At 43.8% G+C, this 25,439-nt stretch carries 27 protein-coding genes; 22 read left to right on the top strand and 5 right to left on the bottom strand.

Annotation, left to right across the window (positions count from 1 at the left end; translation table 11 throughout):
- Positions 1–5: 5 nt before the first annotated feature.
- Genes NSQ12_RS04905 through NSQ12_RS04940 form a run of 8 tightly spaced genes read left to right on the top strand, consistent with a single transcriptional unit; the run spans position 6 to position 4,780 of the window.
- Positions 6–536 carry an NAD(P)H-dependent oxidoreductase gene (locus NSQ12_RS04905; protein ID WP_015252498.1) on the top strand — a complete coding sequence of 177 codons (531 nt, stop codon included), beginning with the start codon at positions 6–8 and terminating at the stop codon, positions 534–536.
- A gap of 12 nt (positions 537–548) precedes the next feature.
- A complete protein-coding gene (locus NSQ12_RS04910) occupies positions 549–923 on the top strand; it encodes a hypothetical protein (RefSeq protein ID WP_003233427.1) in 375 nt (124 codons plus the stop codon).
- Positions 923–1,078, top strand: a complete 156-nt coding sequence (locus tag NSQ12_RS04915) for a hypothetical protein (RefSeq protein WP_317679979.1) — start codon at positions 923–925, stop codon at positions 1,076–1,078. Before NSQ12_RS04910 ends, NSQ12_RS04915 begins: the two co-directional genes overlap by 1 nt.
- Positions 1,079–1,082: 4 nt before the next feature.
- Positions 1,083–1,844, top strand: coding sequence for a hypothetical protein (locus NSQ12_RS04920; RefSeq protein WP_317679981.1), 762 nt, complete (start codon positions 1,083–1,085; stop codon positions 1,842–1,844).
- A 2-nt stretch (positions 1,845–1,846) separates the two neighbouring features.
- Positions 1,847–2,212 (top strand): GntR family transcriptional regulator, encoded by a 366-nt coding sequence (locus tag NSQ12_RS04925; protein WP_015252495.1) that lies wholly within the window; start codon positions 1,847–1,849, stop codon positions 2,210–2,212.
- Position 2,213: 1 nt separating this feature from the next.
- The gene (locus tag NSQ12_RS04930) at positions 2,214–2,912 is read left to right on the top strand and encodes an ABC transporter ATP-binding protein (protein ID WP_015252494.1); all 699 of its coding nucleotides are present in this window, start codon (positions 2,214–2,216) and stop codon (positions 2,910–2,912) included.
- 16 nt (positions 2,913–2,928) lie between these two features.
- Positions 2,929–3,846: an ABC transporter ATP-binding protein gene (locus NSQ12_RS04935; RefSeq protein ID WP_317680715.1), complete on the top strand. Its 918-nt coding sequence runs from the start codon at positions 2,929–2,931 to the stop codon at positions 3,844–3,846.
- A complete protein-coding gene (locus tag NSQ12_RS04940) occupies positions 3,839–4,780 on the top strand; it encodes an ABC transporter permease (RefSeq protein ID WP_038427544.1) in 942 nt (313 codons plus the stop codon). Before NSQ12_RS04935 ends, NSQ12_RS04940 begins: the two co-directional genes overlap by 8 nt.
- Positions 4,781–4,871: 91 nt before the next feature.
- Here NSQ12_RS04940 and cspB read toward each other — a convergent pair whose 3' ends face one another.
- Positions 4,872–5,075, bottom strand: a complete 204-nt coding sequence (gene cspB, locus NSQ12_RS04945) for a cold shock-like protein CspB (protein WP_003224086.1) — start codon at positions 5,073–5,075, stop codon at positions 4,872–4,874.
- Positions 5,076–5,510: 435 nt separating this feature from the next.
- Here cspB and NSQ12_RS04950 point away from each other — a divergent pair, with 435 nt between their 5' ends.
- Positions 5,511–6,341: a MetQ/NlpA family ABC transporter substrate-binding protein gene (locus NSQ12_RS04950; RefSeq protein ID WP_339176068.1), complete on the top strand. Its 831-nt coding sequence runs from the start codon at positions 5,511–5,513 to the stop codon at positions 6,339–6,341.
- A gap of 2 nt (positions 6,342–6,343) precedes the next feature.
- Here the strand turns inward: NSQ12_RS04950 and dgcK are convergent, their stop codons facing one another.
- Complete coding sequence (gene dgcK / locus NSQ12_RS04955) at positions 6,344–7,423, bottom strand: diguanylate cyclase DgcK (protein ID WP_015383186.1); 1,080 nt, start codon at positions 7,421–7,423, stop codon at positions 6,344–6,346.
- Positions 7,424–7,595: 172 nt separating this feature from the next.
- Between dgcK and tcyP the strand changes: the two genes are divergently transcribed.
- Positions 7,596–8,987 carry an L-cystine transporter TcyP gene (gene tcyP, locus NSQ12_RS04960; protein WP_088325487.1) on the top strand — a complete coding sequence of 464 codons (1,392 nt, stop codon included), beginning with the start codon at positions 7,596–7,598 and terminating at the stop codon, positions 8,985–8,987.
- A gap of 40 nt (positions 8,988–9,027) precedes the next feature.
- On the opposite strand, the gene NSQ12_RS04965 is transcribed toward tcyP, so the two are convergent.
- A complete protein-coding gene (locus tag NSQ12_RS04965; RefSeq protein WP_088325488.1) occupies positions 9,028–9,474 on the bottom strand; it encodes a hypothetical protein in 447 nt (148 codons plus the stop codon).
- 149 nt (positions 9,475–9,623) lie between these two features.
- Between NSQ12_RS04965 and NSQ12_RS04970 the strand changes: the two genes are divergently transcribed.
- Together NSQ12_RS04970 and NSQ12_RS04975 are read left to right on the top strand one after the other, a co-directional pair.
- Positions 9,624–10,193, top strand: coding sequence for a YhcN/YlaJ family sporulation lipoprotein (locus NSQ12_RS04970; RefSeq protein WP_003245125.1), 570 nt, complete (start codon positions 9,624–9,626; stop codon positions 10,191–10,193).
- Positions 10,194–10,313: 120 nt separating this feature from the next.
- The gene (locus NSQ12_RS04975) at positions 10,314–11,282 is read left to right on the top strand and encodes a hypothetical protein (RefSeq protein WP_029317528.1); all 969 of its coding nucleotides are present in this window, start codon (positions 10,314–10,316) and stop codon (positions 11,280–11,282) included.
- Here NSQ12_RS04975 and NSQ12_RS04980 read toward each other — a convergent pair.
- On the bottom strand, positions 11,214–11,867 hold the full coding sequence (locus NSQ12_RS04980) for a spore coat protein (protein WP_015715563.1): 654 nt from the start codon (positions 11,865–11,867) through the stop codon (positions 11,214–11,216). The genes NSQ12_RS04975 and NSQ12_RS04980 overlap by 69 nt on opposite strands.
- 82 nt (positions 11,868–11,949) lie before the next feature.
- Here NSQ12_RS04980 and yhcR point away from each other — a divergent pair, with 82 nt between their 5' ends.
- Positions 11,950–15,606, top strand: a complete 3,657-nt coding sequence (gene yhcR, locus NSQ12_RS04985) for an endonuclease YhcR (RefSeq protein ID WP_088325489.1) — start codon at positions 11,950–11,952, stop codon at positions 15,604–15,606.
- On the top strand, positions 15,603–16,199 hold the full coding sequence (gene srtA / locus NSQ12_RS04990; RefSeq protein WP_029317530.1) for a sortase SrtA: 597 nt from the start codon (positions 15,603–15,605) through the stop codon (positions 16,197–16,199). Before yhcR ends, srtA begins: the two co-directional genes overlap by 4 nt.
- Before the next feature lie 29 nt (positions 16,200–16,228).
- Here the strand turns inward: srtA and NSQ12_RS04995 are convergent, their stop codons facing one another.
- Positions 16,229–17,137, bottom strand: a complete 909-nt coding sequence (locus NSQ12_RS04995) for an RluA family pseudouridine synthase (protein WP_088325491.1) — start codon at positions 17,135–17,137, stop codon at positions 16,229–16,231.
- A gap of 110 nt (positions 17,138–17,247) precedes the next feature.
- Here NSQ12_RS04995 and NSQ12_RS05000 point away from each other — a divergent pair, with 110 nt between their 5' ends.
- From NSQ12_RS05000 to glpK, 8 genes are all read left to right on the top strand, one after another.
- A complete protein-coding gene (locus NSQ12_RS05000) occupies positions 17,248–17,643 on the top strand; it encodes a YhcU family protein (RefSeq protein WP_003233401.1) in 396 nt (131 codons plus the stop codon).
- A 136-nt stretch (positions 17,644–17,779) separates the two neighbouring features.
- Positions 17,780–18,202: a CBS domain-containing protein gene (locus tag NSQ12_RS05005; protein ID WP_003245462.1), complete on the top strand. Its 423-nt coding sequence runs from the start codon at positions 17,780–17,782 to the stop codon at positions 18,200–18,202.
- A gap of 126 nt (positions 18,203–18,328) precedes the next feature.
- Positions 18,329–18,991 (top strand): HAD family hydrolase, encoded by a 663-nt coding sequence (locus tag NSQ12_RS05010; RefSeq protein ID WP_032725278.1) that lies wholly within the window; start codon positions 18,329–18,331, stop codon positions 18,989–18,991.
- Between the two features lie 15 nt (positions 18,992–19,006).
- Complete coding sequence (locus NSQ12_RS05015) at positions 19,007–20,548, top strand: bifunctional GNAT family N-acetyltransferase/carbon-nitrogen hydrolase family protein (RefSeq protein WP_003245514.1); 1,542 nt, start codon at positions 19,007–19,009, stop codon at positions 20,546–20,548.
- Positions 20,549–20,964: 416 nt separating this feature from the next.
- A complete protein-coding gene (locus NSQ12_RS05020) occupies positions 20,965–22,317 on the top strand; it encodes an aspartate aminotransferase family protein (protein ID WP_339176080.1) in 1,353 nt (450 codons plus the stop codon).
- A 27-nt stretch (positions 22,318–22,344) separates the two neighbouring features.
- Positions 22,345–22,923 (top strand): glycerol uptake operon antiterminator GlpP, encoded by a 579-nt coding sequence (glpP, locus tag NSQ12_RS05025; protein WP_080344178.1) that lies wholly within the window; start codon positions 22,345–22,347, stop codon positions 22,921–22,923.
- Between the two features lie 178 nt (positions 22,924–23,101).
- Positions 23,102–23,926 carry a glycerol uptake facilitator protein GlpF gene (glpF, locus tag NSQ12_RS05030; protein ID WP_003233386.1) on the top strand — a complete coding sequence of 275 codons (825 nt, stop codon included), beginning with the start codon at positions 23,102–23,104 and terminating at the stop codon, positions 23,924–23,926.
- Between the two features lie 18 nt (positions 23,927–23,944).
- Positions 23,945–25,435, top strand: a complete 1,491-nt coding sequence (gene glpK, locus NSQ12_RS05035; protein WP_003233384.1) for a glycerol kinase GlpK — start codon at positions 23,945–23,947, stop codon at positions 25,433–25,435.
- The last annotated feature ends 4 nt before the right edge of the window (positions 25,436–25,439 follow it).

The raw sequence follows: 25,439 nt of genomic DNA on the forward strand, positions 1-25,439 counted from the left end.
CCTGAATGAAAATTTATGTAGTGTATGATAGTGAAGGCGAACATACTAAAGTGCTTGCAGAAGCGATTGCTGAAGGCGCGAGAGAAAACGACACGGCTGAAGTGTTCATCGACCATGTAGATCAGGCTGATATCCGCAAGCTTAAAGATATGGATGCGATTATTTGGGGATGCCCAGGGCATTTCGGAACAATCAGCTCCGGTCTTAAAACTTGGATCGACAGACTTGGCTACTTGTGGGCTGAAGGCGAGCTGATCAACAAAGTCGGTGCTGTCTTCTGCACAACGGCAACGACACACGGCGGCTTGGAAATGACAATGCACAATTTAATCACGCCGATGTTCCACCAAGGCATGATCGTTGTCGGACTGCCTGGCAACGTGCCTGAAAACGCACTTTATGGCTCTTATTACGGAGCAGGTGTCACTTGTCCGGTAGACAGTGATGAGTTAATGTCTGAGGAAGGTATTCAGCTTGGACGCGCGTTGGGAAGACGTGTCAGCCAAGTCACAGGAAACCTAACAGCAGGACAGTAAGGAGAGGTTGAAATGGCCATTATTATAGCAATAATTGCTGCTGTCATTGTCATTGCGGCCCTTATTACATTTAACGTCCGCAACGCCTCACCTGGACCTGAGAAGCAAGAAGCAACTGATAGAATCGCACCTCCAGAAGAGGAAAAAAACGAAGCGCATTACCCTGCTGAAGCAAGGGCTGCCGAGCATACGCCATCCGTTGTCAAAAACGATTCTCCAAAAGAGAAGCGTGACACAATGGGTGATGATATTTACAGGCAGGCGCTGCAAAAGTTTAAGCATTCTGATGAAGTTCATGCAGAAGAAGAGGTCACTGAGGAAAGTGACAAAATGCAGGACCGCAGCTATCGTGATGCGCTGCTCTCTATGAAAAATAAGAAAAAGTAATGAAAAAGGCAAATCCGTTTACTCATGCGGGTTTGCCTTTTTTGCTGTTTCCATCAATTCGGTTTTTATCAAATAAATCCATGGAATATGTTGTATTCCATCTTGATCTAGTGTACTATGTTACTCATACACCGAGGTTTTTTTCCGGGAGGTAAAGACATGAATTCTTTTTTAGGTTTATTAAAGAAAGATATCAAGCTTTCAAGAATGTGGCTGCTAGTATGGATATGCGGAATCATTTTCTTATTGGGAACAGGCCATATTATAGCTTCTCGCACGAAAGAACCTCTAGTCATTTTTGGTTTTTTTGTTGCAGTTGCTTTTTTTCTGCTTTTCTTATCTCCTGTTTTTGTGTTTTATCACCTTCGCAAGGAAGGGAAATCACAGCTTTGGCTGTACAATCCAAATGGCGGCTTATGGCTGTTTTCTTCTAAATTGGCAGCATCTTTGCTCTATCAATTTGTGATTCAGTTGGCATTAACAGCCTATGGCATATGGATGTATCATATGCTCTCTGTAAAAAATCTACTGGAGCATCAAGTTGATATAACGAGTACAGTGGCTTTGCTGAATATGTATGGGCTTATTTCTTCGTTAGATATGTCAGTAACAGTCATTGTGTTTTGGACTGTTTTTCACTCTCTCAGAAATTGGCGCGGAATGCGGTGGGCTGCGATGGTTCTGTTGGTTGCAGTGTGGTTATTCTTCGATGAATACATCATAAGCCCTTTGGTTGAATCTCAAAAGCATTTCTGGCCTGTAACAGTCTATTGCAATTTTGATTTTCACTTCTACAATGTTTGGATATTGGAATTAAAACCTATCCATCTGTCTGTGCTAGGGTTTCCTATTACTTTAGTCATCACATTCTTGCTGCTCATCATGGCTTCAAAACTGCTTGATCGTAAAGTAGAGGTGTAAATATGGACAATCAATTCCAATCCTCGAAACCGATTTATCTGCAGATCGCTGATCAGATCTTTTATAGGCTGGTCAGGAAGGAGCTGCTCCCAGGAGACAAGCTTCCTTCAGTAAGAGAAATGGCGATTCAAACTAAGGTAAATCCCAATACAATTCAAAGAACTTACAGTGAGATGGAAAGGCTGGGTATTGTGGAGACAAGAAGAGGTCAAGGGACGTTTATTGCGGAAAAAGCAGAAATCGTAGACGAGCTGAAAGACAAGCTGACACGAGAGGTGCTGGAAGGCTTTGTCAAGCAAATGAAAGAGCTGGGGCTAACGAAAGAGGAAATGGTAGAAGGGATTAAAACATTCACAGAGGGAGGCTAAAATGGAAATCAAGCTAGAACATGTATCAAAAAAATACGGCCGCCATACGGCCGTCAATGATGTGTCAATCACCCTATCATCCGGACGGATTTATGGCCTGATCGGACCGAACGGCAGCGGCAAGTCAACGACCCTGAAAATGATGGCTGGCCTTCTGTTTCCGACTTCAGGATTTGTGAAAGTTGATGAAGAGCAGGTTACGAGAGAAATGGTTCGTCAAACGGCTTATCTTACTGAGCTTGATATGTTTTATCCGCATTTCACTGTTAAAGATATGGTGAATTTTTATCAGTCGCAGTTTCCGGATTTTCAAACAGAACAGGCTTATAAGCTATTGAATGAGATGCAGCTGAATCCGGAAAAAAAGATCAAAAAGCTATCAAAAGGAAATCGGGGCCGGCTGAAAATCGTTCTTGCTTTAGCGAGACGGGCAGACGTCATCTTGCTTGATGAACCTTTTTCCGGGCTTGATCCGATGGTCAGGGATTCCATCGTAAACAGCCTTGTGTCGTACATTGATTTTGAGCAGCAGATTGTCGTGATCGCGACACATGAAATTGATGAAATTGAGACTTTGTTAGACGAAGTAATCATCCTCGCCAATGGAGAAAAAGTTGCGCAGCGTGAAGTAGAAGATATTCGTGAACAGGAAGGCATGTCTGTTTTGCAATGGTTTAAATCAAAAATGGAAGTTTGCTAGAAAGAGGAGGAATATGATGAAAACAGTGTTGGAATTGAAAAACGTGACTAAAAACATCAGAGGCCGAACGATCATTGATGGTCTCAGTTTTACGATTCGTGAAGGCGAGGTATTCGGTTTTTTGGGACCAAACGGAGCGGGGAAAACGACAACCATCCGGATGATGGTGGGGTTAATGAAGCTGTCGAAAGGTGATGTCCTCATTTGCGGCCAATCAATTACGAAAGAATATGCCAAGGCGATTAAGCATATCGGAGCGATCGTTGAGAATCCCGAGCTGTATAAATTTTTGAGCGGATATAAAAATCTCCAGCAATACGCAAGGATGGTCAAGGGTGTCACGAAGGAAAAAATTGATGAAGTTGTTGAACTGGTCGGTTTAACAGACAGAATCCACGACAAGGTGAAAACATATTCTCTGGGGATGAGACAGCGTCTTGGCTTGGCACAATGCCTTCTGCACGATCCGAAAGTGCTGATTTTGGATGAACCGACAAACGGCCTTGATCCGGCGGGGATCAGAGAAATCAGAGATCATTTAAAGAAGCTGACCCGAGAAAGAGGAATGGCTGTCATCGTTTCAAGCCACCTGCTGTCAGAAATGGAACTGATGTGTGATCGAATTGCAATTCTGCAAAAAGGAAAGCTGATCGATATTCAAAATGTAAAAGATGAAAACATTGATGAGAACGATACATATTTCTTCCAGGTTGAGCAGCCGAATGAAGCCGCTGCTGTTTTAAATCAGTACGATTTGCTGAGTAAGACAAATGGTGTAGAAATCAAACTGGCTAAAGAAGAAGTCCCTGCGGTTATTGAATTGCTGGTGATGCAGCAAATCCGTATTTATGAGGTCAAGGTCATAACAAAATCATTAGAGGACCGTTTCTTAGAAATGACAGGTGAAACAAAAGAGGAGGTTCAGCATGCTTAATTTGATTTATAATGAGTGGCTCAAAATTTTCAGCCGTGCCGGAACATGGGTGATGATCGGAATTCTGGGGCTGACAATGGTTGGATTTGCATTTTTGGCGAATCATTTTTCTGCTAGTGAATCAAATTCCCATTGGAAACAAGAGCTTCAAGCACAAAACGCCGAATTAAAGAAAGAAATCAAAGAAGATCCTTCACTGAAAGATGGGTATAAAGAAACAATCACACTCAACGACTATCGCATCGAGCATAATATCCCTAGTGACACGGGCTATACGGCATGGTCTTATGTAACGGATTCGGCAAACTTTACCATCCTTACCGGTCTGTTTACTATTATCATCGCGGCCGGAATTGTCGCTAACGAATTTAATTGGGGAACGATTAAGCTATTAATGATTCGGCCGCTCAGCCGTTTTCAAATTTTGATGTCCAAATATATTACAGTTCTCCTGTTTGGGCTCCTGTTGCTGTTGATTTTATTTATCGGTTCTACTTTATTAGGGTTGATCTTCTTCGGGACGGGTGGTGAAACCGCCGCGAACATTCATTTAATCTATAAGGATGGCCATGTCATTGAGCAAAACATGATGGGGCATTTGGCCACAACGTATCTTTCTGAATCCGTCTCGGCTTTAATGGTGGCGACGATGGCGTTTATGCTGTCTGCGGTATTCAGAAACAGCTCTCTTGCGGTTGGTTTTTCCATCTTCTTGTTGGTTGCCGGTACGACTGCAACTGCATTTATTGCAGCGAAATTTGACTGGGCAAAATATATATTGTTTGCTAATGTCGACTTGACTCAGTATGTGGATGGCACACCGTTAATAAAAGGGATGACTATGACGTTTTCTCTCGTCATGCTAGCGATCTACTTTATCATCTTCCTGTTGCTTGCTTTCGGAATCTTCATGAAGCGGGATATTGCAAACTAATAAAGAAAGCTGTTTTGCTTATGCAAAACAGCTTTTTTGTCAAAATAAAAACTGCAGGTTTGCACCTGCAGTTTTTCATATCAATTTATGCTTACGCTTCTTTAGTAACGTTAGCAGCTTGTGGTCCGCGGTTTCCTTCAACGATTTCAAAAGAAACAGCTTGGCCTTCTTCTAAAGTTTTGAAGCCTTCGCCTTGAATAGCAGAGAAATGAACGAATACATCGTCTTGACCTTCTACTTCGATGAATCCGAAACCTTTTTCAGAGTTGAACCATTTTACTTTACCTTCTAACATGAAATTTCCTCCTAAAGCGATCATAACGCTTAAATTCACTATTCTTGCTCTTAACAAACTTTCAAGACGAAAACTCTTACAAAACTTTCTTCTTAAAGATAGTTCGAACAAAAATAATTACCTTTACTCTACCAGTAATCTTCAGAAAAAACAACTGCTTATTGAAATTTTTTTCGGAAAATACCATATTTATTTTTCAATTTGATATTTATTTACGGAAATTCATCTGTTTTCTCGATATGTGATCATACGTTTGCCTTAGTATTCCTTCATTTTGGGAAGATAAGTAATAGGAATTGACAACCTTATTGGATATGAGTAAGGTAAAAGTTAATCAATATTACAAATGACAACGTTTATCAACTAAGAGAGCGTATGATTTTTATGTCTGATATTGCTTGCATGCTCTAATACATAGATAGGAGTATGGTCACAATGAAAAAGTGGCTTATATGCAGTTTCGTCCTTGTTCTTCTCGTTTCATTTACTGCATGTTCACCGTCTGCAGAACATGAATCGATAAAAATCGGGATTGCTGAGTCTGACGGGGCAATATGGAACTATATTGCTCAAAAGGCTGAAGAGGCAGGGCTGGATATTCAGCTGATCCCTTTTTCTGATTATGCGGAGTCTGATATCGCACTTGCTAACAAAGAAATTGATGCCAACGCCTTTCAAACCATTTCATATTTTCAGTCGTTCACTGAAAAATACAAACTTAATTTGGCACCGCTCGGGACGACATACATAACGCCCATGGGCATTTATTCAAAACGATATGAACGAATCCGAGATATATCGCGGGGAGCTGTCGTTTCTGTTCCGGATAAAGCGTTCGATTTTGGCAGGGCGCTTACGGTGCTCCAGGAAGCGGGTTTGCTAACGCTGAAAAACGGATTTAACGGAACAGGTTCAGTTGATATGATTAAAGATAATCCGAGACACCTGAAATTAAAAGCTGTCCGGCAACAGGATGCAGTGAGCGGTGCCGACGTGTTTGTCATGAAACCATCAGAAGCAAAAAAAGCGGGCTTGAACCCGAAAAAGCATACGCTAAAGAGCGGCGGACTCATGTCTGAGGAAGAGATGAATTTGATTGTTGTCAGAGCGGAGGATCAAGATCGGGAAGCGCTGAAAACCATTCTTGAGCTTTATCAAGCAGATGATACAGCGGCATTTATAGAAAAAGAATATCAGGGAGATCTTGTCCCGGCTTTTCTGCCTTTGAAACGTCTTTCAGATTGGAAGAATGAATTCGAACATTGAATTCATTCTTTTTTTTCTGAAAAACACACTCTGTTCCGTCCCGTTTCTTTCGCTTTGTAAAGCATTTGATCGGCAAGAATGGGCAAGGATCCTGGCTGTTCCGTATTATTGGGGTAATGAGCGGCCCCTAGTGATATCGTAACTGAAAGCTCTTCGCCGTTTGTTAATACAATCGGTGCATCACTTACAGTGCTCCTGATCCGTTCAGCGATCCGGGCTGCTTTATCAAGAGAACAGTTCGGCAGGAGAACGGCAAATTCTTCACCGCCGATCCGAGCGGCAGGATCAGTATTTCGGATGCTCTGCTTCAGACGTAACCCCAGCTCTTTGAGCACCTGATCTCCTTCATGATGGCCATATTGGTCATTGATGGTCTTAAAATGATCGATATCCATATAAATCAGTGCAAATTGAAAATGCGGGGTATCGGCCGCCTGCTGATACAGAGCTTTTGTGGTTTCTTCAAACTTTCTTCGGTTATACACGCCTGTTAAAAAGTCAAAGTGCGCCTGAAACTTATATTGTTTAAAAAGAAGATGTGCATTTGTTTCATGATCAATAATATATAAACTGAGCATGCCGCCCGCTATTGATATGATCCAAAAATACAAATGAAGTTCGTATGAATGTAAATCTATAAGAAAATAAAAGGAAAAGGAGATCAAGCTATTTGTGATTATTAAAAGATAGAAAGCATGTTTTAGTTGAACTTTTTTTCTTCTAGAAACAATGAGTGACGGGATGGCAGCGATACAAATGATAATAACCGAGTATAGTGCAGATGTGTTCATTGTAATCAGCAAGCGGCCTGCAGTGATCATGGCCAGGGCCGTTGCCGTTGAAACCCAGCCTCCATAAAGAGCGGCAATCATAATAGGGATATTTCGAAGATCAATAATTGAATGCTGATAGGTAAATCCAAAAACCATCAGAATAACCCCGAGCAAACCGCAGGCCAGTCCCTTAACAGCTTGAAAGGATATGCTGTCTTTTTTATGTACTAACCTTTCTTTAAACAGGTGGGTGAAGAGATAATTAAATGTGATTAAAATGGTCAAATTTACAAACAGTTCTTTCAGCAATATTATCACCCTTATATAAGGTACTAAAGATGGAAGGGAAAGAAAAGAACAAAAAAGGCATTATATAAGGTTTTTTTTACTTGAATTGATAAGTTAAAATAATTCGCACTTGACCCATCGGAATTAGTGTAATATAGTAAATGAGAAAATTTGAAGGGAGAGTTTACCTGCTTTGGAGACTTTACTGGTTGTATTACATGTATTTATTTTATTTTTACTTATCTTAGGGCTCTTTGTTATGCAGAAAAAACATGTTTCCTTCTCTAAACGTGTATTTACTGCGCTGGGGCTGGGAATTGTATTCGGATTTGCGCTTCAGCTGATTTACGGCCCGACTTCTAATATAGTCATTCAAACAGCCGACTGGTTTAATATTGCCGGGGGCGGATATGTCAAATTGCTTCAGATGGTTGTTATGCCGCTCGTCTTTATTTCGATTCTCGGCGCATTTACAAAGCTGAAGCTGACAAAAAATCTTGGAAAAATCAGCGGTTTGATTATCGGGATTTTAGTAGCAACAACAGCAGTTGCTGCAGCTGTCGGTATCGCGTCCGCGCTTTCATTTGATCTGCAGGCGATTCAGGTTGACCAAGGAAGTACAGAGCTTTCACGGGGGCAGGAGCTTCAGCAGAAATCAGAGGATATGACAGCGAAAACGCTGCCGCAGCAGATTGTTGAACTGCTGCCTGGAAACCCGTTTTTAGATTTTACGGGAGCTAGACCGACTTCAACGATCGCTGTCGTTATTTTTGCCGCTTTCCTTGGAGTGGCATTCCTCGGCGTAAAAAACAAACAGCCGGAACAAGCAGAAACATTTAAAAAACTGGTTGATGCCGTTTATGCCATTGTCATGCGTGTTGTCACACTCATTTTGAGACTGACGCCTTATGGGGTGCTGGCCATCATGACAAAAACAATTGCCACGAGTGATCTTGACAGCATTCTAAAACTGGGCATGTTCGTGATTGCTTCATATGCCGCGTTAATCACTATGTTTATCATTCATTTGCTGCTGCTGACGTTCAGCGGCTTGAATCCGCTGATTTATTTGAAAAAAGCGGTGCCTGTACTTGTATTTGCATTTACGTCAAGGTCCAGCGCGGGTGCTTTACCGCTGAATATTAAAACACAGAGAAGCATGGGTGTACCGGAAGGAATCGCAAACTTTGCCGGTTCGTTCGGTCTTTCAATCGGCCAAAATGGATGTGCCGGCATTTATCCTGCGATGCTGGCGATGATGATTGCTCCGACTGTCGGCCAAAATCCATTTGACCCGGTGTTTATTATCACTGTTATTGCAGTCGTTGCCATCAGCTCCTTCGGTGTTGCCGGAGTCGGTGGCGGAGCGACATTCGCGGCGCTTCTTGTTTTATCATCATTAAACATGCCTGTCGCGCTCGCGGGTTTATTAATCTCAATTGAACCGTTAATCGACATGGGGCGTACTGCTTTGAATGTCAGCGGAAGCATGACATCCGGTCTTATTACAAGTAAGGTCACAAAGGAAATTGATCAAGGGGCATTTCATGATCAATCCAGAGTGATTGAAGCTGAAGAAGCGTAACATATGAAAACGTGTAATCCCAACAGGATTACACGTTTTTTTAACGGCCGGGTTCTAAGTCCTCCAGCATTTCCATCATCGTGTTGTCGTCCATGACATTCATTGCGCTTTGTTCAAAATGAATGGGTTCAGCATAATGCGGCTGTCTTTTTTTCGTGGCTGTCTCAGTTTGCCTAGTTTGAGACTGTGTATGCTGATGCTGTGGTTGCTGCTGTCCAGCGTGCTGGTGCTGACGGCCATTTTGCCGCTGGCTTTGATGCTGCGAACGGTCCTGGTTATCACCGCTGCTTCTGCTAAATGCTTGTTTGACCATGTTTCCTACATTAGAAGCATCAAACGTGTTATTTTCTGAATTTCGTCTGTTCATTTGTCCTGTGATAAACCCGCTGATTCTTTGGCGGATCTGAGGTGATAATGCAGCAATAAGCATAGTTGATCCTATGATCAATGCTGCGGGGCTGATTCCTCTTCGCTGGTTGAACAACATGATCCCTCCTTTGCAGTGTATTCATATTTTCCCCCTCGTTAGACAAATTAACCGTTATATTTCCCGGGAAAGCATTTCCTCCAGATTTGCATGCATAATTAAAGCCAATTAGAAAAACCTATAAGTAAAGTGATAAAGGAGGAATTCACATGTTTGGAAAAAAACAAGTCCTTGCGTCTGTGCTTCTTATCCCTTTGCTTATGACTGGCTGCGGTGTGGCCGACCAAGGTGAGGGCAGACGTGATAATAATGATGTAAGAAACGTAAATTATCGAAATCCGGCCAATGACGATATGCGGAATGTAAACAATCGGGATAACGTTGACAACAATGTTAATGATAATGTCAATAACAATCGTGTAAATGACGATAATAACAACGACCGAAAACTTGAGGTTGCTGATGAAGCAGCTGATAAAGTAACAGACCTAAAAGAAGTAAAGCATGCCGATATCATTGTGGCTGGAAATCAAGCCTACGTTGCAGTCGTTTTAACCAATGGAAATAAAGGTGCAGTAGAAAACAATCTGAAGAAAAAAATAGCCAAAAAGGTAAGATCTACTGACAAAAACATTGATAATGTTTACGTTTCAGCTAACCCTGATTTTGTAGAGCGTATGCAAGGATATGGAAAACGTATTCAAAATGGTGACCCAATCGCCGGATTATTTGATGAATTTACACAAACTGTACAGCGCGTATTCCCTAACGCTGAATAAATAAAAAAAGCCGCACAATTTGTGCGGCTTTTTCTTTGCGTTAATGACACACTGCGAACTCAGGCTGCATAGAGTAAAAATAAAAAGGTACAAGACGGACCGGCTCAGGGAGGGAGACGTTTGCGGGATGGCATAGGAAAGCGTGCGGCATCCGCTCTATTCCTGTGCGGAGTCCTTGTGATGCTGGCTGTGAGCTCAGCCATCGTATCAAGCGCGATGTATATCCTGTCTTTTCCAGGTCAGGCATCTGGAATAACAAAAGAACAAGTGACGAAGCACATGAAGAAAGAGTCATTCAAACAGGCCGATATTTATTACACTTCTAAGGAAAAGTCCTTACTGCCATTAACGAAAGAAACGCTTGAATATGCGGTCAGTATTAATCAGATTATGATTGGATATTCGAATCAAAAGCCTATTGACATTATTTTTTTTCCTAATGAAAAACAGATGGAGGCTTACTCCGGTTTATTGGATGTAGTTGGTTTTTATTCTGAACGGGAGCAGCTGATCGGATTGTTGCCTGAAGAGAAAAAGAAACTGTTAGAAGGGGACGAGGTAGCGGTTTATTTGTACCAGAGATTGTTGATTCATGAATACTCGCACCATGCGTTTCACCAGAAATTGAAGGAGCTTGAGACGGATCCCGATGAGTTTCCGTTATGGTTTCATGAAGGGTTAAGCGAGTGGATTGCAAACTATGAATTGCTCATAGATCCGATCACGTTTTCTGTCGTGCCCTTTGACCGTTTGCAGACTGATCGAGACTGGCAGGAAGCCAGAGCCGAATATGACACTGATGTCTATTTGCAAAGCTTTTATATGATCGATGAGCTGACGGACAAATATGGGAAAGACATTATTTCAGAAATGATTAAGGAAACAGCAAAAAAAGGGGACTTTGAAAAAGGGTTTAAATCAGCAACAAAGGAAAGTCTTGATCAATTTGAAAAAGATTTTAAGAAAAAATTCGAAAAAAACAGTGCGGCATTGGATAGTTTCTATCCAATGCCTTTGTTATTAGTGAAGTCCTTGCTGACCCATTCCGCCTTGTGTCGGAGGCATTTGTCCTTGGGCAGGGGCGAATGAATTTCTCAGCTGTTCCATATCCTGCGCATCAAGCTGAGGAACCTGGTAATAGCCGTGTTTGTTTTGGTATAGGAAAATTTCAAATGCCATTTCAACATACTCCTGAATTTGCGCAGACAGTACGCGTCTTACGGCCGGATTTGTCATTTCCAGAGAAGCCATCGTCAGCATAGAAGCTTGTGCTTTAATCGCGCAAAGCATTTGTCGGCTGATGATGCTGTCATCAATATCATTCATGGATTGAACAGGTTTTTTAGGCTGTGACGGCTGCATGCCGTAAACAGCCTGGTTGTCCTCCTTCATCATATAAGTTGCTGTTTTTTGTGAAGGTTCGCTGCCTGTTTTGAAGCATTCTGCAGTTATATTGTATTGAGATGTAATGAATTGATGTTGACGATCAAGGATGTTTAATAATTCTTGATCCTTACAGAATTGTCTCAGCATCATAAACTGATCTAGCACAGTAAGTGTTCCGGAAAGCACCTCATGCATATCAAACATTTCATGTCCGCCGTGGTTTTTATGCGGTTTGCCAGGAATACCTTTGTTCATTTGGGATTGCTGCTGCTGATTGAACTGATCCAAACCGAATTCCTCCTTTTTTTTCAGATCAGCTGTATTTTGTGTCAGTCTGCCGTGTATTATGCAGAAGCCTGAAAGGAATTATATGCTGTCTGTCGAAATGATAAGCAGACAAAATCGTTGTCATTATGTGTATATTAAGGGAGGAAATATGATGAGGCGTATTCTGCATATTGTGTTGATCACGGCATTGATGTTCTTAAATGTAATGTACACGTGCGAAGCTGTAAAGGCAGCTGAACCGCAACAGCCTATATCGATTGAGAAGGCAATACAGCAAAAAGAAGGACAGGCGCTTGTCGAAGGATATGCAGTCGGCCAGGCTGTTTCCCCACAGCATTATAAGCTGACAAGCCCTTTTTCAAATGATTATAATGTCGCGCTGGCAGACCGTAAAAACGAGACATCGCCCGAACACATCCTTCCTGTGCAAATCCCCTCCGCCTTCAGAAGCCAATTTGGGCTGCAAACCAATCCGCTTCTTCTTGGGAAAAAGATAACGGTTCAAGGAAAGCTTGAAAATTACTTTAACACGACAGGACTTAAAAACGTTCAGTCGATGAACGTAACCGATGACACGAAAACTCCGCCGGCTGAACAGCAAGTGACCATAAATGAAGCACGGGGAAGGCTGAATGAAGAAGTAACGATAAAAGGGATCATTACAGCTGATCAAAACGCAATCGGAGGCGGGAAACTGTCGACCTTTTTGCAAGATGAAACCGGAGGCATTAACATTTATTCGCCATCCCCTGAACAATTTCCCGAATTAAAAGAGGGTATGGATGTCACGGTGACAGGGAAAATCACGTCTTACCAGGGGCTGAAAGAAATCGTTCCAAGCTCATCAGGCATCAAAATCAACAAGTCAAATCAATCCCTCCCAGCCCCCAAACACTTAACAATCAATGAACTTATTAACGGCAGCCTAGGTGATCAGTATGAAGGACGCCTTGTGAAACTAACCGCTTTTGTTTCCTCAATTCCAAGTTCTCCTGCCGGCGGCGGTTACAATGTAACAATGATTGATGACGACCATCATGCAATGACGCTCCGGGTTATGAATGAAACAGGGGTGATAGACGAGCTTGATGAGGGCAAATGGTATGAATTTACCGGTGTGTTAAGCAGATACCAAACCTTTCAGCTACTTCCGCGAAAATCGGCTGACCTGAAGCTGCTTGAAGAGCAGCCTGCACCTCCGTCTGCGGAGGGAGAATATGAAGGGATTGTTGACCGGGTAGTTGACGGCGATACCATTCATCTCAAATCTCCGGTGCTTGGAACGACAAAAATCCGGTTTGTAAATGTAGATACACCCGAAACATATCACACACCAAAAAATGACGCAGATGAAAATCAATTAAGATTTGGAAAAAAAGCATCTGACTATCTAAAAACGGTTCTGTCCCCGGGTGATAAAATTACTGTCAAGGTCGGGAGTGAAGCCAAGGACAGCTATGGCAGATTGCTTGGACAAGTCATAACCGAATCAGGTTCCAACGTAAACTTAGAGCTTGTAAAAAATGGCTATGCTCCGACGTATTTTATTTGGCCGGTTGACAATGAAGAGGATTATCAGCAGTTTCAGGCCGCAGTAGCCGCTGCAAAAAAAGACCAAAAAGGAATTTGGAATGAAAACGATCCGCTCATGGAAATGCCGTTTGAATTCAGAGCCAGAGAGCAAGGGAAAGGCTTAACAAGATATGTGGGGGACTCGTCGAATAAAACATATGTGCAGCCAGCTGACTGGAAGAAGGTAGCTGTGGAAAACAGAATTTTCTTCGCTTCAGCAAGTGAAGCGGAGAGCGCGGGATATAAAAAAAGGCAAACGGCACCTCAAGAACATGTGCCGCTTAGAATTCTCAGCATGAATGATTTGCATGGCAAAATCGATCAGCAATATGAGCTTGATCTTGATGAAAATGGAATTGCAGACGGCACGTTTGGACGCATGGATTATGCCGCCGCATATTTAAAAGAAAAAAAGGCTGAAAAGAAAAACTCGCTGATTGTGCACGCGGGAGATATGATCGGCGGAAGCTCTCCAGTCTCCTCTCTTCTTCAAGATGAACCGACTGTAGAACTGATGGAGGACATCGGATTTGATGTCGGAACCGTGGGAAACCATGAATTTGATGAAGGCACGGATGAACTGCTGAGGATCTTAAATGGCGGTGATCATCCGAAAGGCACAAGCGGATATGATGGACAGAACTTTCCCCTTGTATGTGCCAATTGTAAAATGAAATCAACTGGAGAGCCCTTTTTGCCGGCTTATGACATCATAAATGTGGAGGGCGTACCCGTTGCTTTTATCGGGGTTGTCACACAGTCGGCAGCTGGCATGGTTATGCCTGAAGGAATAAAAAATATCGAGTTTACAGATGAAGTGACAGCGGTGAATAAGGCGGCCGAAGAACTCAAGAAAAAAGGCGTGAAGGCCATCGCGGTTCTCGCACATATGTCAGCTGGACAAAACGGCAACGCCATTACCGGTGAGTCTGCTGATCTTGCAAACAAAACAGATTCTGAAATTGACATGATTTTTGCCGCGCATAATCATCAGGTTGTTAACGGTGAAGTGAATGGAAAACTGATTGTTCAAGCGTTTGAATATGGAAAAGCGATAGGTGTCGTTGATGTAGAGATCGATAAAACGACAAAAGACATTGTCAAAAAGTCCGCGGAAATCGTATATGTTGATCAAAGTAAAATCGAACCGGATGTCAGCGCGTCAGCCATTTTAAAGAAATACGAAACAATTGCGGAACCGATTATCAGCGAGGTAGTCGGCGAAGCCGCTGTTGATATGGAAGGGGGGTATTCAAATGACGGCGATACACCTCTTGGAAACCTGATTGCGGATGGTATGAGAGCTGCCATGAAAACGGATTTTGCTCTTATGAATGGCGGCGGCATACGTGAAGCGTTGAAGAAGGGCCCGATTACGTGGGGAGATCTTTACAACATTCAGCCGTTTGGAAATGTGTTAACGAAGCTTGAGATTAAAGGAAAAGATTTAAGAGAGATTATCAATGCTCAAATCTCGCCGGTTTTTGGGCCTGACTACAGCATCAGCGGGTTTACGTATACGTGGGATAAAGAAACCGGAAAAGCAGTTGATATGAAAATGGCAAATGGCACCGAGATCCAGCCCGATGCCACATATACATTGACCGTCAACAACTTTATGGCGACTGCGACAGGAACCAAATATCAGCCAATCGGACTGCTGGGAAAAAATCCGGTGACTGGGCCAGAGGATTTGGAAGCGACAGTTGAGTACGTGAAGAGTTTTGATGAGCCAATTGCGTATACAAAAGAGGGAAGAATTAAGCTCGCTGCAGCCAGTGATATTGAAGACCCTGTAACAGAAGACCCGATTACGGAAGAGCCTGGAGATGATCCGGGGACGGAGCATCCAATGAAAGAGGTTCCAGAGCCTGATGTGGATTTGCCTGATATAAAAGAGACTCCGGGCACAGCGCCGGTTCATCAGCTGCCGCCTTCAGCCATTTCGAGATTCAATGAAATACCAATCAACAACACAAAAACCGCTGATACTGCTAATAGCATCAGCACATTGCCGTTACGAAACGAGGGCGGGGAAAGCGGGCCTGAGCATCCGCTTCCAGATACATCAGCAAACTACTATAACTTTATCGTAATCGGTGCGGCGGTGACATTGTCAGGAACTTATCTATATGTCAGAAGAAAAAGGAGCGCCTCCAGAACGTGAAAAAAATTATTCCACTATTCATCATTGCTGCCGGCCTAGTGATCGCAGGCTATGGAGGCTTTAAATTGATCGATACGAATATGAAAACGGAACAGACATTAAAAGAAGCAAAACTGGCGGCTGAAAAGCCGCAGGAACTTTTGGGGACGAAAAATAGCTCAGATCAAGCAAAGAACAAAGCATCATTTAAGCCTGAGACCGGCCAAGCGAGCGGCATTTTGGAAATACCGAAAATCAATGCAGAGCTTCCGATCGTGGAGGGCACCGATGCTGATGATTTAGAAAAAGGTGTCGGGCATTACAAGGACAGCTATTATCCTGATGAAAACGGGCAAATTGTGCTGTCGGGGCATCGGGATACCGTGTTTCGCCGGACGGGAGAGCTGGAAAAGGGGGATCAGCTCCGTCTTCTCCTGTCATATGGAGAATTCACATATGAAATTGTAAAAACAAAAATTGTCGATAAGGATGACACATCTATTATCACGCTCCAGCATGAAAAGGAGGAGCTTATTCTAACGACCTGCTATCCGTTTTCATACGTCGGAAATGCCCCGAAACGCTATATTATATATGGAAAACGAGTGACTTAAAAAGCCGAGGCAGTGCCTGCGGCTTTTCTTCATGAAAAATATGTGCGGCAAAGGTTTTTCATATCAGCCGGGAAAGGGGCTTCAGCAACTATGAGCTCGTCTGTTATCGGGTGAACCGCTTGTACTTTATTGGCGTGCAGTGCCTGCCTGTTTAGCAGCTTGCTCCCGCCTCCGTAAAGCGAGTCTCCTGTCAACGGATGTCCGATGCTCGCCATATGAACACGGATTTGGTGTGTTCTGCCTGTTTCCAGCTCTAATTCAACGAGCGACAGCCGTTCTTTCACATTGCTGGCCATTACCTTGAAATGAGTGACGGCTGTTTGCCCGCCTGGTGAAACCCGGCGTCTTGTCGGGTGTGACCGGTCTCTGCCGATTGGTGAATTAATTGTCCCTTTTTTCGTTCGTAGCTTACCTTCAGCGATGGCGGTATACGTACGCTTCAGCGTCTTTTTCTCTAACTGCTGGTCTAAGATGGCGTGTGCCAAACGATGCTTGGCAAAAACGATAGCGCCAGATGTATCCTGATCAAGACGATGGACGTGGCGCACCTTACATGTTTCGCCATTTATCTGATAATGATAAGCGATCAAATTAGCCAGTGTGCCGGTTTGCCCATCCTCATTCGGATGCGTCGCAATGCCAGCGGGTTTATTGACGATGAGCATATGATTGTCCTCATATAAAATATCAAGCTCGCCATACTCCGGAATGACCGAAGATGCTTCACTTTCCTGAAGATCAATGAAGACGCGGTCTCCCTTTTTTACAATCATATTGTTTAAGACCGATTCGTGATTGACCTTTATCTGTTGATGGGACATCCAGTCTTGTATCACTGGTTTAGAAGCTTTGAGCGCTGTTTTGAGTACGGAAAACAGCCATTGGCCGTCCTGTTTTTCATTGATGAGGATCTCAAGCCCTCTGCCTTTTTGGTTCATGTTAAATGGCTCCTTTTCGAAGCGGAAGGCTGCTGTTTCTCATAGGAAACACTTACCTTAGCTTTCGCGTTTTTTTCTGTGCTATTCTTGAGTAAGACTTAGGATATTCGATGGCAAGAAAGGTGATTGACGTGAGAATTGTGAACGCAGCAACTGCAGAACAGGAGAGCTTTATCAAGGAGCTGTCTATGGAGCTGATCCATGATGTATTTCCTCTTTATTTCTCCGAACTGGACATTCAGCGCTTTAAAAAGAAAGGCGTTCTGTCTTTAAATAACCATTATTACCAAGGAACATTAAAAGAAGCATTTCAAATTATGGCTTGTCTGCAAATGATACATATTATCCTGACCAAGCCTTCGCCGCACTCTGATTTGAGTGATCAGGCGATTTTTGAAAAAAACAGCAAGATGCTGAATGATTTTGGGATTTATTTTCCGTTTGCTTTTTCTGACTTTCAAAAGAAGACTAACAAAGCCTTTTTCGGTCAAAGAAGGCTGATATAATCATGCGGCAAGGGCTTTTCTATTTTTAGAAAAGCTCTTTTTGTATCAGAGAAATCATATCATAAAACCTTTCCTCTAACTCCCTTTTTAAACGGCTCGTGTCTGAACATACTAATGATTGAAAGGGGTGCTGACAATGAGTTCAGTTAAAGATACAATGACAACGCAGGTGGCAACCGTTTCTCCGAATCAAACGATTCAGGAAGCGGCTTCTCTAATGAAACAGCATAACGTCGGGGCGATCCCCGTTGTAGAGCAAGGTGTTTTAAAAGGAATGCTGACTGACCGTGACATTGCATTAAGAACTACAGCTCAGGGCCGTGATGGCCAGACACCCGTTTCAGAAGTGATGTCAACAGAACTCGTATCAGGAAACCCTAATATGAGTCTGGAAGACGCGTCGCAGCTGATGGCCCAGCACCAAATCCGCCGCCTTCCTATTGTAGATCAAAACAATCTAGTCGGGATCGTTGCGCTTGGAGACCTGGCAGTCAATCAGATGTCGAACGAGTCTGCGGGATCAGCGCTGACAAACATTTCTCACCAAAACATTCATTAATAAGAAAGAGCTTGCAGTGTGCAGGCTCTTTCTTCACATAAAACCTTACTTTTTGAAAGCAGACTTGTTTCGGGGTATAGTGAGTGTATACATATGTCTCAATTCGTACTAAAGGAGTTGTACCCAGTGATTAAAGCGTTAATTTTTGATTTTGACGGGCTTATTCTAGATACAGAAACACACGAATATGAGGTTCTTCAGGAAATATTTGAAGAGCACGGCTCAGTGCTGCCGCTATCTGTCTGGGGAAAGGTCATCGGAACTGCTGCGGGTTTCCGGCCTTTTGACTATTTAGAAGAGCAGATCGGGAAAAAGCTGAACCATGAAGAGCTCACAAAATTGAGAAGAGAGCGGTTCGCCAAACGCATGGAAACAGAAAAAGCGAGACCTGGTGTCGAAGCGTATTTAAATGCGGCAAAGGATTTAGGCTTAAAAATAGGCCTTGCCTCCAGCTCTGATTATAAATGGGTGTCCGGCCATTTGAAGCAAATCGGCCTGTTTGATGATTTTGAAGTTATTCAAACTGCTGATGATGTGGAAGAGGTAAAGCCGAATCCTGAACTCTATTTATTGGCGGCAAAGAACCTCGGGGTATCGCCAGCGGAATGTCTCGCGTTTGAGGATTCTGTCAATGGTTCGATTGCTGCGAAACGTGCAGGCATGAAGTGTGTCATTGTCCCGAATAAAGTAACGGGTACCTTGATGTTTGAAGACTATGATCACAGGCTTGAATCAATGGCGGAGATGGAGCTCGCCCTATTGCTTGATCATCTGAACTCACAAAACTAGAAAGGAGCGAGTAGGTTGTCTGAGAAATTAGATTTGACCCGGTTTGAAAAGAAAATGGTTATCCGCAATATCGAAGAGAAAGACATCGACAAGATTATCGATCTTCAAAAGGACTGCTTTCCAGGAATGGAGCCTTGGAAGCGGGAGCATTTAATCAGCCATTTGGAGCATTTTCCAGAAGGGCAGTTTTGTGCAGAATTCGAAGGTGAAATTATCGGTTCGTGCTCAAGTCTCCTGATTAACTTTGATGAATATGATGACCGCCATACATGGCAGGACATTACAGATGACGGTTATATCACCAACCATAATCCTGACGGCTTGAATATGTACGGAATTGAAGTCATGGTGCACCCGAAATACAGACGAATGAAGATCGGCCACCGTTTGTACGAGGCGAGAAAGGACTTAGCCAGACGCTTAAACCTGAAAAGCATCATCATAGGCGGACGGATTCCAAACTATCACAAATATGCAGAGGAAATGACAGCGAGAGAGTATGTTGAACAGGTGACACGCCACCAAATTTACGATCCGGTTCTTTCTTTTCAGCTGATGAACGGCTTTACCCTTATGCGAATTAACCCGAACTATCTCCCGGATGATACAGCTTCGATCAAGTATGCGACGCTGATGGAATGGAATAATGTCGATTATCTACCGCAGCAGACAAAACGCTATTATAAATCGGCGTTCCCTGTTAGAATTTGTGTGATCCAATACGAAATGAAGAAAATTTATTCCTTTGAGGAATTTGCGAATCAAGTAGAATACTATGTCGATGTTGCTTCCGACGCAAGATCTGATTTTGCGGTGTTCCCGGAAATTTTTACAACCCAGCTGATGTCCTTCCTTGAGGAACGGTCACCGAGCTTGGCGGTGCAGAGAATTACCGAGTATACAGAAGATTACATCAGCCTGTTTACTGACTTGGCTGTGAAGTATAACGTCAACATTATCGGCGGATCTCATTTCGTCGAAGAGGAAGGCAAGATCTATAATATCGCTTACCTGTTCAGACGGGACGGAACGATCGAGAAGCAATACAAACTCCATATTACGCCGAATGAACGCAAATGGTGGGGGATCAGCGCAGGAGACCAAGTTCGCGTGTTTGATACGGACTGCGGGAAAATCGCGATCCAGATCTGTTATGACATTGAATTTCCTGAGCTTGCCCGGATTGCGGCTGATAAAGGAGCCAAAATCATCTTTACGCCATTTTGTACAGAAGACCGTCAAGGCTATCTGCGTGTCAGATACTGTTCGCAGGCTAGAGCGGTTGAAAATCAAATTTATACGGTTATCTCTGGAACGGTCGGAAACCTTCCGCAAACGGAAAACATGGATATCCAATACGCCCAGTCAGGCATCTTTGCTCCGTCTGATTTTGAATTCGCTCGTGACGGCATTGTCGGCGAAACAAACCCGAATATTGAAATGGTCGTCATCGGCGATGTTGACCTGGAAATTCTCAGAAGACAGCGCCAAAACGGTACAGTGCGCCAGCTAAAAGACAGACGGCGTGATATTTATCATATTCAATATAAAAAATAATCCCCAAAAAACCCGCCTGAATTGGTGGGTTTTTTAAAACAAAAGGTGAATTGTTTAGGTGCTATCTTTAAAATAAAAGTAGGTATAGTGGAGGTGCCTTATGGAGTTTCTGTATTTTCGCCATTTCCTATATCATACAGAAATCGGCTAGGCTTCCATTGCTATTGCAATGGCTGTCCAAGTTGTTTCGAGTGCGACCTTTATCAGTACGATGCTGAGCATTGTCACTTTGCCTGTTTTGCTTTGGAAGCTGCATCCTCTTTCTTCTTGAGAAAGAGGATATTTTATTATTTACGCGGTTTATTGACTCTGACCCGGTCTGGCTTTATATTGAAGGCAGGGAAATCATCACCAAGACATCACATAAAGAGAAGGTCTGTTTCAATTGAATTGGCATTATAGAGAACGCTATTGAAATGGAGATGATGGGGATGGAAAACATTCAGCAAAATAAGGGATTAAAGCAAAAAGATGAGCAATTTGTGTGGCATGCCATGAAGGGAGCGCATCAAGCGGACAGCCTGATAGCCCAGAAGGCCGAGGGGGCCTGGGTAACCGACACAGACGGACGCCGCTATTTGGATGCGATGTCCGGTTTGTGGTGCGTCAACATTGGTTACGGCAGAAAGGAGCTTGCGGAGGCTGCCTATGAGCAACTAAAGGAGCTGCCTTACTACCCGTTAACGCAAAGTCACGCACCCGCAATTCAACTGGCGGAAAAGCTGAATGAATGGCTTGGCGGCGATTATGTTATTTTTTTTTCCAACAGCGGATCGGAAGCAAACGAAACTGCTTTTAAAATTGCCCGCCAGTACCATCTGCAAAACGGCGACCACAGCCGTTATAAATTCATCTCAAGATATCGGGCATACCACGGCAATACATTGGGAGCGCTCTCAGCTACCGGACAGGCGCAGCGGAAATATAAATACGAGCCTTTGAGCCAAGGGTTCCTGCATGCAGCTCCGCCAGATATATACCGGAATCCTGATGATGCAGACACGCTTGAAAGCGCAAATGAAATCGACCGCATCATGACATGGGAATTAAGCGAAACGATTGCCGGGGTCATTATGGAGCCCATCATTACAGGCGGAGGCATCCTAATGCCGCCGGACGGATATATGAAGAAGGTGGAGGACATTTGCCGGCGCCACGGAGCCCTTTTGATTTGCGATGAAGTGATCTGCGGGTTTGGACGGACAGGTGAGCCGTTCGGGTTTATGCACTACGGTGTGAAGCCTGATATCATTACGATGGCAAAGGGAATCACAAGCGCGTATCTGCCATTGTCAGCGACTGCTGTGAAACGGGACATTTTCGAAGCGTATCAGGGGGAAGCTCCTTATGACCGTTTCCGCCACGTGAACACGTTCGGCGGAAGCCCGGCTGCCTGTGCCTTGGCGTTGAAAAACCTGCAAATTATGGAGGACGAACAGCTGATTCAGCGATCCCGCGATCTTGGAGCAAAGCTTTTAGGTGAGCTTCAACCTCTGAGAGAACATCCGGCAGTCGGAGATGTTAGAGGAAAAGGGCTGCTGATTGGAATCGAACTCGTCAAAGATAAATTGACTAAAGAGCCGGCTGATGCCGCCAAAGTAAACCAAGTGGTTGCGGCGTGCAAAGAAAAAGGGCTGATCATCGGCAAAAACGGCGATACAGTCGCCGGCTACAACAATGTCATCCAGCTTGCGCCGCCATTTTGCCTGACAGAAGAGGACCTTTCCTTTATCGTGAAAACGGTGAAAGAAAGCTTTCAAACGATATAATATAAAAGTGAATTATAAAAGGAGCACATGATGAGTTTTCACAACCAGCCGATCTTACCGGCTATTCGCAATATGAAGCAATTTGATGAGTTTTTGAACAGTTCGTTCTCTTACGGTGTTATTCTTGATATTCATCTCGGCCAGCTGAAGGGCGTGATCAAAGAAGCGCAAAAGCACGGAAAGAACATGATGGTGCACGTCGATCTCATTCAAGGGATTAAGCATGACGAATACGGTGCGGAATTTATATGTCAGGATATCAAGCCCGCTGGGATTATTTCCACAAGATCGAATGTGATTGCCAAAGCGAAGCAGAAGAAAATTTATGCCATTCAGCGCCTGTTTTTGCTTGATACAAGCGCGATGGAGAAAAGCATGGAGTTTATCGGCAAGCATAAGCCTGACTTCATCGAAGTGCTTCCCGGCATCGTTCCGTCACTCATTCAGGAAATAAAAGAGAAAACAGGGATTCCCATCTTTGCCGGGGGTTTCATCCGTACGGAAGAGGATGTAGAGCAGGCATTGAAAGCGGGGGCTGTAGCTGTCACAACATCTAATGCCAAATTGTGGAAAAAATATGAAAACTTTTTGACAGAAAGTGATTGACACCGCTTTCATGCACTGATACAATTGCACTAGGTTAATACATTGTGATGGAGAACTCGGAGACCACAGCAGCTCTTTACGGCAAATGTTTATGCACCCGTAAAGCGGTTTGTTGTGGTTTTTTTATTCTCTTCTTCTCTATCATGCTTTTTAATCGTGACTTTAGGAGGAATGTGCTATGACAGCATTTTGGGGAGAAGTCATCGGTACGATGCTGCTTATCATTTTTGGTGCAGGTGTTTGTGCAGGTGTCAATTTAAAGAAATCGCTTTCATTCCAGTCTGGCTGGATTGTTGTTGTATTTGGATGGGGATTGGGTGTTGCCATGGCGGCATACGCGGTTGGCGGCATCAGCGGTGCCCATTTGAATCCGGCGCTAACGATAGCGCTTGCATTTGTAGGAGATTTTCCTTGGAAAGAGGTTCCGGTTTATATTGCGGCGCAAATGATCGGAGCGATCATCGGTGCGGTGATTATCTATCTGCACTACCTCCCGCACTGGAAGTCAACGGATGATCCCGCTGCCAAGCTGGGTGTTTTCTCAACAGGGCCCAGCATTCCGCATACATTTGCAAACGTTTTAAGCGAAGTGATTGGGACATTTGTCCTTGTGCTTGGAATCTTGGCCATTGGGGCAAATCAATTTACAGAAGGACTTAATCCTTTAATCGTCGGTTTCCTCATTGTAGCAATCGGTATTTCTCTGGGAGGCACCACCGGCTATGCTATCAATCCTGCACGTGACTTAGGTCCGAGGATAGCCCACGCTTTTCTTCCGATTCCGGGGAAGGGCTCATCAAACTGGAAATACGCATGGGTTCCGGTAGTCGGCCCGATTTTAGGCGGATCATTCGGCGGCGTATTTTACAACGCTGCATTTAAAGGGCACATCACAAGCAGCTTCTGGATTGTAAGCGTTATATTGGTTGTGGTATTGTTAGGACTCTATGTTTATACGAAATCACATTCTGCTAAAACATTATCAAATTCTAAATATATTTAATCAAAGGGGAGACATCTTATGGAAACGTACATTTTATCCTTAGATCAGGGGACGACAAGTTCAAGAGCGATTCTGTTTAATAAAGAAGGCAAAATTGTCCACTCTGCTCAAAAGGAATTTACACAATACTTCCCGCATCCTGGCTGGGTTGAGCATAATGCCAATGAAATTTGGGGCTCTGTCCTCGCGGTTATCGCCTCAGTCATCTCTGAATCAGGAATCAGCGCTTCTCAAATTGCCGGCATCGGCATCACGAACCAGCGCGAGACGACGGTTGTGTGGGATAAAGATACAGGAAGTCCTGTCTATAATGCAATCGTTTGGCAGTCCAGACAGACGTCCGGCATTTGTGAGGAACTTCGTGAAAAAGGATATAATGATAAATTCAGAGAAAAAACTGGGCTTTTAATCGATCCATACTTCTCCGGCACGAAGGTGAAGTGGATTTTAGACAATGTGGAAGGCGCAAGAGAAAAAGCGGAAAAAGGCGAGCTGCTGTTTGGAACGATTGATACGTGGCTCATTTGGAAAATGTCAGGCGGAAAAGCGCATGTGACCGATTACTCCAATGCCTCAAGAACACTGATGTTTAATATTTACGATTTAAAATGGGACGATGAACTGCTCGACATTCTAGGCGTACCGAAATCCATGCTCCCTGAAGTGAAGCCGTCCTCCCATGTGTATGCGGAGACTGTTGATTATCACTTCTTCGGAAAAAATATCCCGATTGCGGGAGCGGCAGGCGACCAGCAGTCCGCGCTGTTCGGCCAGGCATGCTTTGAAGAAGGCATGGGGAAAAACACTTACGGCACAGGATGTTTCATGCTGATGAATACCGGGGAAAAAGCAATTAAGTCCGAACATGGGCTTTTGACAACAATTGCTTGGGGCATTGACGGAAAAGTGAACTATGCGTTAGAAGGAAGCATTTTTGTCGCTGGCTCTGCCATCCAGTGGCTTAGAGACGGATTGAGAATGTTTCAGGACTCTTCGCTTAGCGAATCTTATGCAGAGAAAGTGGATTCAACTGACGGCGTATATGTCGTTCCGGCCTTTGTCGGACTGGGAACGCCTTACTGGGACAGCGATGTGCGCGGTTCGGTTTTCGGCCTGACAAGAGGGACAACAAAAGAGCACTTTATCCGTGCGACACTGGAGTCATTGGCTTATCAGACAAAAGATGTGCTTGACGCAATGGAAGCAGATTCAAACATTTCATTAAAGACGCTTCGTGTAGACGGAGGAGCTGTGAAAAACAATTTCCTAATGCAGTTCCAAGGAGACCTGTTGAATGTTCCTGTGGAGCGCCCGGAAATTAATGAAACGACTGCACTTGGCGCGGCTTATTTGGCGGGTATCGCTGTGGGATTCTGGAAGGACCGTTCTGAAATCGCGAACCAGTGGAATCTGGATAAACGGTTTGAGCCTGAATTAGAAGAAGAAAAACGAAATGAGCTGTATAAAGGCTGGCAAAAAGCCGTGAAAGCAGCTATGGCTTTCAAATAAAGTA

It is taken from the genome of Bacillus sp. PS95, from assembly GCF_037963565.1.
Classification (GTDB): Bacteria; Bacillota; Bacilli; order Bacillales; family Bacillaceae; genus Bacillus; species Bacillus subtilis.

What these genes read in the sequence shown, in the direction of transcription:
- NSQ12_RS05000 (WP_003233401.1), top strand. Translation starts at nt 17,248, where the DNA reads ATGGCAAGAAAGGTGATTGACGTGAGAATTGTGAACGCAGCAACTGCA.
- NSQ12_RS05005 (WP_003245462.1), top strand. Translation starts at nt 17,780, where the DNA reads ATGAGTTCAGTTAAAGATACAATGACAACGCAGGTGGCAACCGTTTCT.
- cspB (WP_003224086.1), bottom strand. Translation starts at nt 5,075, where the DNA reads ATGTTAGAAGGTAAAGTAAAATGGTTCAACTCTGAAAAAGGTTTCGGA.
- NSQ12_RS04950 (WP_339176068.1), top strand. Translation starts at nt 5,511, where the DNA reads ATGAAAAAGTGGCTTATATGCAGTTTCGTCCTTGTTCTTCTCGTTTCA.
- NSQ12_RS04915 (WP_317679979.1), top strand. Translation starts at nt 923, where the DNA reads ATGAAAAAGGCAAATCCGTTTACTCATGCGGGTTTGCCTTTTTTGCTG.
- NSQ12_RS04995 (WP_088325491.1), bottom strand. Translation starts at nt 17,137, where the DNA reads ATGAACCAAAAAGGCAGAGGGCTTGAGATCCTCATCAATGAAAAACAG.
- NSQ12_RS05020 (WP_339176080.1), top strand. Translation starts at nt 20,965, where the DNA reads ATGGAGATGATGGGGATGGAAAACATTCAGCAAAATAAGGGATTAAAG.
- NSQ12_RS04935 (WP_317680715.1), top strand. Translation starts at nt 2,929, where the DNA reads ATGAAAACAGTGTTGGAATTGAAAAACGTGACTAAAAACATCAGAGGC.
- NSQ12_RS04925 (WP_015252495.1), top strand. Translation starts at nt 1,847, where the DNA reads ATGGACAATCAATTCCAATCCTCGAAACCGATTTATCTGCAGATCGCT.
- NSQ12_RS04920 (WP_317679981.1), top strand. Translation starts at nt 1,083, where the DNA reads ATGAATTCTTTTTTAGGTTTATTAAAGAAAGATATCAAGCTTTCAAGA.
- glpK (WP_003233384.1), top strand. Translation starts at nt 23,945, where the DNA reads ATGGAAACGTACATTTTATCCTTAGATCAGGGGACGACAAGTTCAAGA.
- NSQ12_RS04910 (WP_003233427.1), top strand. Translation starts at nt 549, where the DNA reads ATGGCCATTATTATAGCAATAATTGCTGCTGTCATTGTCATTGCGGCC.
- NSQ12_RS04970 (WP_003245125.1), top strand. Translation starts at nt 9,624, where the DNA reads ATGTTTGGAAAAAAACAAGTCCTTGCGTCTGTGCTTCTTATCCCTTTG.
- glpF (WP_003233386.1), top strand. Translation starts at nt 23,102, where the DNA reads ATGACAGCATTTTGGGGAGAAGTCATCGGTACGATGCTGCTTATCATT.
- glpP (WP_080344178.1), top strand. Translation starts at nt 22,345, where the DNA reads ATGATGAGTTTTCACAACCAGCCGATCTTACCGGCTATTCGCAATATG.
- NSQ12_RS04940 (WP_038427544.1), top strand. Translation starts at nt 3,839, where the DNA reads ATGCTTAATTTGATTTATAATGAGTGGCTCAAAATTTTCAGCCGTGCC.
- NSQ12_RS04930 (WP_015252494.1), top strand. Translation starts at nt 2,214, where the DNA reads ATGGAAATCAAGCTAGAACATGTATCAAAAAAATACGGCCGCCATACG.
- yhcR (WP_088325489.1), top strand. Translation starts at nt 11,950, where the DNA reads ATGCTGTCTGTCGAAATGATAAGCAGACAAAATCGTTGTCATTATGTG.
- NSQ12_RS04965 (WP_088325488.1), bottom strand. Translation starts at nt 9,474, where the DNA reads ATGTTGTTCAACCAGCGAAGAGGAATCAGCCCCGCAGCATTGATCATA.
- NSQ12_RS04905 (WP_015252498.1), top strand. Translation starts at nt 6, where the DNA reads ATGAAAATTTATGTAGTGTATGATAGTGAAGGCGAACATACTAAAGTG.